Annotated in this window: 7 protein-coding genes; 1 reads left to right on the top strand and 6 read right to left on the bottom strand. The window is 51.8% G+C overall.

Annotated features, from left to right (window positions below; all coding sequences use genetic code 11):
* Positions 1 to 211 precede the first annotated feature (211 nt).
* The 4 genes from HED65_RS05865 to dacD all read right to left on the bottom strand — a co-directional run bounded on the left by HED65_RS05865 (position 212) and on the right by dacD (position 3628).
* Entirely contained in the window at positions 212 to 547 is a 336-nt protein-coding gene (locus HED65_RS05865; protein WP_008499467.1) for a DUF496 family protein, read from the bottom strand.
* A 158-nt stretch (positions 548 to 705) separates the two neighbouring features.
* Entirely contained in the window at positions 706 to 1764 is a 1059-nt protein-coding gene (locus HED65_RS05860) for an FUSC family protein (RefSeq protein WP_114977808.1), read from the bottom strand.
* Positions 1765 to 1856: 92 nt separating this feature from the next.
* Positions 1857 to 2330 (bottom strand): DNA gyrase inhibitor SbmC, encoded by a 474-nt coding sequence (gene sbmC / locus HED65_RS05855; protein ID WP_049008318.1) that lies wholly within the window; start codon positions 2328 to 2330, stop codon positions 1857 to 1859.
* A 131-nt stretch (positions 2331 to 2461) separates the two neighbouring features.
* On the bottom strand, positions 2462 to 3628 hold the full coding sequence (gene dacD / locus HED65_RS05850) for a serine-type D-Ala-D-Ala carboxypeptidase DacD (RefSeq protein WP_114977807.1): 1167 nt from the start codon (positions 3626 to 3628) through the stop codon (positions 2462 to 2464).
* Between the two features lie 198 nt (positions 3629 to 3826).
* On the opposite strand from dacD, the gene sbcB reads away from it, so the two are divergent.
* Positions 3827 to 5263, top strand: a complete 1437-nt coding sequence (sbcB, locus tag HED65_RS05845) for an exodeoxyribonuclease I (protein ID WP_411266775.1) — start codon at positions 3827 to 3829, stop codon at positions 5261 to 5263.
* 59 nt (positions 5264 to 5322) lie between these two features.
* On the opposite strand, the gene HED65_RS05840 is transcribed toward sbcB, so the two are convergent.
* Both HED65_RS05840 and yoeI read right to left on the bottom strand, forming a co-directional pair.
* The gene (locus tag HED65_RS05840) at positions 5323 to 6684 is read right to left on the bottom strand and encodes an APC family permease (RefSeq protein ID WP_165383577.1); all 1362 of its coding nucleotides are present in this window, start codon (positions 6682 to 6684) and stop codon (positions 5323 to 5325) included.
* Entirely contained in the window at positions 6674 to 6736 is a 63-nt protein-coding gene (yoeI, locus tag HED65_RS05835) for a membrane protein YoeI (protein WP_099458931.1), read from the bottom strand. The genes HED65_RS05840 and yoeI overlap by 11 nt, the downstream gene beginning before the upstream one ends.
* Between the last annotated feature and the right edge of the window lie 91 nt (positions 6737 to 6827).

Below are 6827 nucleotides of genomic sequence, written 5' to 3'. Positions count from 1 at the left end.
AAGCTCTTTTCGTCCCCCATTGGGACCCCCTTTTGATTTCTTGTTTCTCTCTTGCAGTTGCCAGACCGCAAGTTGTTTTAACAAATCAAAAGGGGTTTTTATAACTGGCTTAAAGCTGAAAGCTTTCCGGAACCCCCAGCCTAGCTGGGGGTTTTCTGTGCACAAAAAAGGCTCTCTGTCACCAGAGAGCCTTTTTCACAATTCATTGCGATTACTCGCTTTTTGCTTCGCCGTTCTTGATTTCGCCCATCACTTTCAGCTTCTTAGAGATGTCACGACGTTCTTTAGACAGCTCAGCATTTTTGATGATGTAATCATCAACACGGTCTTCGTAGTCGCTTTTCATGCTGGCAATGATGCCCTGAATAGCTTCAACGCTCATGCCTGGTTTGATGTAATCGCTCAGGTTGTCGAGCAGCAGAACACGTTTCTGGTTGTCACGGATCTTCTTCTCAACGTCCTGGATTTCACGCTGCAGTTTGTTTTTGCGGCGGAACAGGCGGACGAATTCCAGAACATCCTGGAACGAAGGCTTGGTAGTTTCCATTTTTACACCCCTGATAATGTGAGATTCGGATTCGTTAAAGCAACCGTTGTAACATTAACCTTACTGACAGCGGCCGCGAATGACAATGAGTATATCGTTTAAAGCTATCATAACCCCAATTGCTGCTGAATCGAAGCAGCAGGCGTCACATCCGCGTTTTATTTGCGCAGCGCCCGGCAAATCAGATGTGATAACAGCTCAAGCTGTCGCGCCAGTTCCATACTTAGCCAGACATAGCCATGAATGGGTGTTTCGGCCACATTATCGCTCTGGCGTTCGTTGATTAACTGCTTCAGCTCCGCGACGATCTCATTCAGACGCTCGCTGTTGGCCAGTATCGGCTGCGGGTTACCTTCGTAGAGCGCATGGGCGATGGTCAGCAGAGTTTGCTGCGTCATCTGCTGGGTCTCTTTGAGAGTCTGTGCGTTAAGCATCAACAGATGGCTCGGGCGAGAAGCCCAGTGCGCGTTAATTTGCAGCTCAAGCATGCATACCAGATTGCGGCTTACCGTCTGGATAGCTTCGAAAATCGCTTTCTGAATATGAGTTTCTTTGCTGGCCGGGGTAATCAGACCGCGCATTTTGACCACATCGTTAAGGATGGTTTGCAGATGCTTTTCCAGCCGGGGTCGCTCAATCAGATTGGGAGAAAAACCTGCCTGATAGACACGGTTAAACGCAGTGACGTAGTTAGCCATCTGAATACGCCAGTGCAGGAAAGCGCGCTGCGGCCAGATACCGGTGAAAAGCATGGCCAGCAGTGACCCCAGGATGACATCCCCGCTTCGCCACAGCGCCGTGGTCATATCCCCGGCAGGGGCACCGACAACCACCGCGAGAGTGATGCCAATCAGTAGCGCCTGATAAGGCCTTTTGCCCAATGCCAGCCAACCGCACAGGAACATAGCGGCACCGCACCATGCCAGCATGACCGGAAACGAAATAAGCTCCAGCTTCAGGGCGATAAGCCCGAGTGCCGAACCTAAAACGGTCCCACCAATTCGCTCGAAGGCGCGAGGAACAACGTTTCCCCAAAACGAAATTGGCCCCATCACCACGACAAGCGTAATAAGCGGCCACGTCCCTTCCGGAACATCCAGCAAGCGGACCAGGACAAACGTCAACACAAACGCCAGCGCGATGCGACACCCATGCACCACGCGGTAATGTTTGTACAACCGAATTTCAAAAGGAGTTAATGATTTGTCGGGACGCACACCCGCTCTCCAGCTACACGGCAAACCACAATTGTACTGTGTTTTCAGCCGAGCGGATCACACTCGACTGAAAAACCCTTCATTTAGCAGGCCTAAACCGTTTTATGCTCAACGGCGATAAACATTTCGATATCCCAGTAGCCGTCTGCGTTGCCATCATTAAGATAGCGCTCGAAGCATGGTTTAGGGGCAATCTGGTATTTATTGTCCTGTAACAGGGAGTTGAAGAACTGATACCATGGGGTCGCAAAGTCGTAGTTTTCCACGCGCGCCATTGCCACGGCATAATCACCGGCCACGATTTCCGTCATCATGACGCCTTCGCTGTTTTCCGGAATAACGAAATCATCCGGTACCGTCACAGCCGTATCACAGCGCAGTTTTTCTGCCGGAACTTCATCCGGGTTATCGTAATAGACCGCAACCCACTCCAGCGGCTGAATGTGGCGACCGTCCACCCACATCACCAGCTGTTCAAAGCCCTGTTTTACCGTTTGTTCCCACGGTCCAACCAAATGAAAACCGGCAATCTTACGTTTCTGTTGCTGCTTAATGCTGTAGTCCATGTTGCCTCCGTTTATAACTGTATATTTATACACTATAAAGCAGGTTTTTACTGTCCAGCAAACGAGGTGTGTTTATTATGTGAGCAGACTCGCAACCCTGCCAGTCTGCTCACAAGCATTAACAGATGTATTTAAAGCGAGTGATGAAGGTAATCGCTCAGACGCGAGAAGACACCGCCTTTATCAACGGCTTCCAGGGTGACCAGAGGCCAGTGCGCAACGACCTTATCTCGGTCATAAAGCTGAATCTCCCCAACCCGCTGATGCGCCGCAATCGGTGCTTCCAGCTCTTTTTTATCCAGCACATATTTGGCTTTGATGTTGGGGACTTCCGCTTTTGGCAGCGCCAGCCAGAAGTCCTGGTCGGTACCCAGTTTCACCTGCTCCTTATCGCCGTACCAGATACGCTCTGTACCAACTTTTTTACCGTTATCCAGGATCTGCACCGTATCGAAATTCTGCTGTCCCCAGTGCAGCAGTTTACGGGCCTGGTCCTCACGCCCTTTCGGACTGTCGGCCCCCATCACCACTGCGATTAAACGGCGCTGACCATCGACCGCGGAAGCAATCAGATTAAAACCTGCGCCTGAGGTGTGCCCCGTTTTAAGCCCATCTACGTTCATGGTTTTATCCCACAGCAGGCCATTACGGTTTTGCTGGGTGATCCCGTTCCAGGTGAGGCTCTTTTCGCTGTACATATGGTAAAAATCAGGTTCGCCATGAATGATGGCCCGGGAGAGGACGGCCAGGTCATAAGCGGAGCTGTGCTGCCCTGGCGCATCCAGCCCGTGAACGGTTTCGAAATGGGTGTCGCGCAGGTTCAGCTTTTGCACATAGTCGTTCATCATCTTCACAAACTGCGGCTGCCCGCCCGCCACGTGATCGGCCAGTGCCACGCAGGCATCGTTACCGGAATCCACAATCAGACCGCGGCTCAGGTCGCGTACGGTGACGCGATCGCCCTCTTTCAGAAACATCAGCGACGAACCGTCAAAAACCGGGTTGCCTTTTGCCCAGGCATCGCGCCCGACGGTGACAACGTCATCAGGCGAAATACGATGGCTATCAATGGCCCGATCAACCACATACCCCGTCATCAGCTTGGTCAGGCTTGCCGGATTACGTTGTTGATGTTCGTTGCCCGCCGTTAAGATTTGACCAGTCGTGTAATCCATCAGCACCCAGGAGCCAGCCTGAATAGCAGGAGGCTGCGGCGAAAAATCCAGTGGTTCGGCCGCAAAAGCAGATGAGACACTCGAAGCGAGTAAAGAAACAGCAATAAACAGACGGCGTTTCAACGGTATATCCTCAGGTCATTAAAAATCGCTGACCTTTTTACGGGAGTTCTGATGTCGTTACCTGGCTTAATTGCAAAAAAATGTGACAGGCAGCCAATTTTCCGCTGAAGTCGTCTCGCAAATTTTTACCCCAGAGGCGCTTTTTATTCGGTCTGACCCGTACGATCGTTTACCATAGTGGCGTCATTTTTTAACAGGATGGTATTACTGGTGTCTGACTCTGCCGCACGCCCGACTTTTTTGTTCCACGACTACGAAACCTTTGGCACTCACCCGGCGCTGGACCGACCGGCGCAGTTTGCCGCCATCCGTACCGACGACGAATTCAATATTATTGGCGAGCCAGAGGTCTTTTACTGTAAGCCCGCTGATGACTACCTGCCGCAGCCTGGCGCGGTCATGGTTACCGGGATTACCCCGCAGGAGGCGCGGGAAAAAGGGGTTAATGAGGCAGAGTTCGCCCGACGCATCCACGATCTGTTTACCGTCCCCAATACCTGCGTGGTGGGTTATAACAACATCCGTTTTGATGATGAAGTGACGCGCAATATTTTCTATCGCAACTTCTACGACCCGTATGCCTGGAGCTGGCAGAACCGTAATTCTCGCTGGGATTTACTCGACATCATGCGCGCCTGCTACGCGTTACGTCCGGAAGGTATTAACTGGCCGGAGAATGATGAAGGACTGACGAGCTTCAGGCTGGAACATCTGACGCGTGCCAATGGCATTGAGCACAGTAATGCCCACGATGCGATGGCAGACGTCTATGCCACCATTGCCATGGCGAAGCTGGTGAAAACCGCCCAGCCAAGGCTCTTTGAGTATCTGCTGAGTCACCGCAGCAAACAGAAATTGACCACGCTGATTGATGTGCCGCAGATGAAACCGCTGGTGCATATCTCCGGTATGTTCGGTGCCTGGCGCGGCAATACCAGTTGGGTTGCGCCACTGGCCTGGCATCCGGACAACCGTAATGCGGTCATTATGGTGGATTTAGCTGGTGATATCTCGCCGCTGCTGGAGCTCGACAGCGATACCCTGCGTGAACGGCTATACACACCGAAAAATGAACTCGGCGATCTGCCTGCGGTGCCGGTCAAACTGGTGCATATCAATAAATGTCCGGTACTGGCGCAGGCCAATACGCTGCGCCCGGAAGATGCTGACAGACTGGGCATTAACCGACAACACTGCCTGGATAACCTGAAAGTGCTGCGAGAAAACCCGCAGGTGCGTGAGAAAGTGGTCGCCATTTTTGCAGAAGCAGAACCGTTCGTTCCGTCTGAAAACGTGGATGCCCAGTTATACAACGGTTTCTTCAGCGATGCCGACCGCGCGGCCATGAATATCGTCCTGCAAACCGAGCCGCGTAACCTGCCGGCGCTGGATATCACTTTCGCTGACAAGCGCATTGAAAAGTTGATGTTTAATTACCGTGCGCGTAACTACCCGGGAACCCTCGATGAAGCGGAACAGGAACGCTGGTTGCAGCATCGTCGTAATGTCTTTACGCCGGAGTTCCTGCATAGCTATGCTCAGGAGCTGGAGATGCTTTATGCGCAATATGAAGGGAATGCTGAGAAACAGGCACTGCTGAAATCCCTGTTCCAGTACGCGCAAGAGATAGTCTGAGTGATGGGTATAAAAAAGCCGGAGGCGATGTCTCCGGCTTTTTTTTATTGCGTTAAAACTCAGGCAACGTCTTCGTCGTACTGAGGAACCGGGTTGCGGAAGCTTTTTGTTACGCAGGCCAGGTAAATCAGACCGATAGCACCCCAGATCAGACCCAGAACCATAGAGCTCTCTTCCAGGTTAATCCACAGTGCACCAACAGTCAGCGCGCCACATACAGGCAGCACCAGATAGTTGAAGTGGTCTTTCAGCGTCTTGTTGCGCTTCTCACGGATCCAGAACTGAGAGATCACAGAGAGGTTAACGAAGGTGAACGCCACCAGCGCACCGAAGTTAATCAGCGCAGTTGCTGTCACCAGGTCAAATTTAATCGCCAGCAGAGCAATAGCACCAACCAGCAGCACGTTCCATGCAGGAGTACGCCATTTCGGATGAACATAACCGAAGAAGCGAGTCGGGAACACGCCGTCGCGACCCATCACGTACATCAGACGAGAAACGCCTGCGTGTGCCGCCATACCGGACGCCAGTACGGTTACGCTTGAGAAGATCAGCACGCCCCACTGGAAGGTTTTACCTGCCACGTAAAGCATGATTTCAGGCTGTGATGCATCCGGATCTTTAAAGCGAGAGATATCCGGGAAGTACAGCTGCAGGAAGTAAGAGGCACCGATGAAGATCATGCCGCCAATCAGCGCTGTCAGGAAAATCGCTTTCGGGATCACGCGCTCAGCGTCTTTGGTCTCTTCTGACAGAGAAGAGATGCCGTCAAAGCCGAGGAACGAGAAGCACAGAATCGTCGCACCGGTGATCATCGGCACAACATGCGCACCTTCAGACCAGAATGGACGCGTGCTGGTCAATGTACCTGCACCTTCACCGTGAGAAACACCGTAAATGATCAGGCCAACGATTACCGCAACAATGCCCATCTGCAGAATAACAATCAGGGTGTTGAAGTTCGCCACGGTCTTGATGCTACGCAGGTTCGAGATGGTCATAAAGGCCACCAGCGCCACAACGAAGATCCACGACGGTACGGAAGGTACCAGTGCTTCAAAGTAAATTTTTGCCAGCAGAATGTTGATCATCGGCATGAACAGGTAGTCCAGCAGTGATGACCAGCCCACCATAAACCCTACCGCCGGGCTAATGGATTTCTGAGCATAGGTGTACGCAGAGCCTGCAGATGGGAAACGGCGAACCAGTTTACCGTAGCTCAGCGCAGTAAAGAGAATAGCGACCAGCGCAAAGGCATACGCCGTTGCAACGTGACCGTCAGTGAGGCCTGATACGATACCGAATGTATCGAACAGCGTCATTGGTTGCATATAGGCCAGGCCCATCATAACAACCGGAATCAACGTAAGTGTTTTACGTAATTCCACGCGAGAGGTGTTTGGAGTTGCGTTATGCGACATAGTTATTCTCCTTTACGGTGATAACCGCCACGTAAGCGAAAAATTGCCCCATTTCTTTATTCCTCAGCGACAACAACTGTCGGATTTTAGTAAATATCTATCCGGTACGAAGCCCGGCCTCTTGGTTTTTAGTTTCGTTTCGT

The organism is Pantoea sp. LS15 (genome assembly GCF_012241585.1).
Classification (GTDB): Bacteria; Pseudomonadota; Gammaproteobacteria; order Enterobacterales; family Enterobacteriaceae; genus Enterobacter.
Note: the sequence above shows the minus strand (reverse complement) of the source record. Positions and strands in the feature narration are given on the sequence as shown.

Coding starts and splice junctions, on each gene's coding strand:
- HED65_RS05865 (WP_008499467.1), bottom strand. CDS start 547: ATGGAAACTACCAAGCCTTCGTTCCAGGATGTTCTGGAATTCGTCCGC.
- sbmC (WP_049008318.1), bottom strand. CDS start 2,330: ATGGACTACAGCATTAAGCAGCAACAGAAACGTAAGATTGCCGGTTTT.
- sbcB (WP_411266775.1), top strand. CDS start 3,827: ATGGTATTACTGGTGTCTGACTCTGCCGCACGCCCGACTTTTTTGTTC.
- HED65_RS05840 (WP_165383577.1), bottom strand. CDS start 6,684: ATGTCGCATAACGCAACTCCAAACACCTCTCGCGTGGAATTACGTAAA.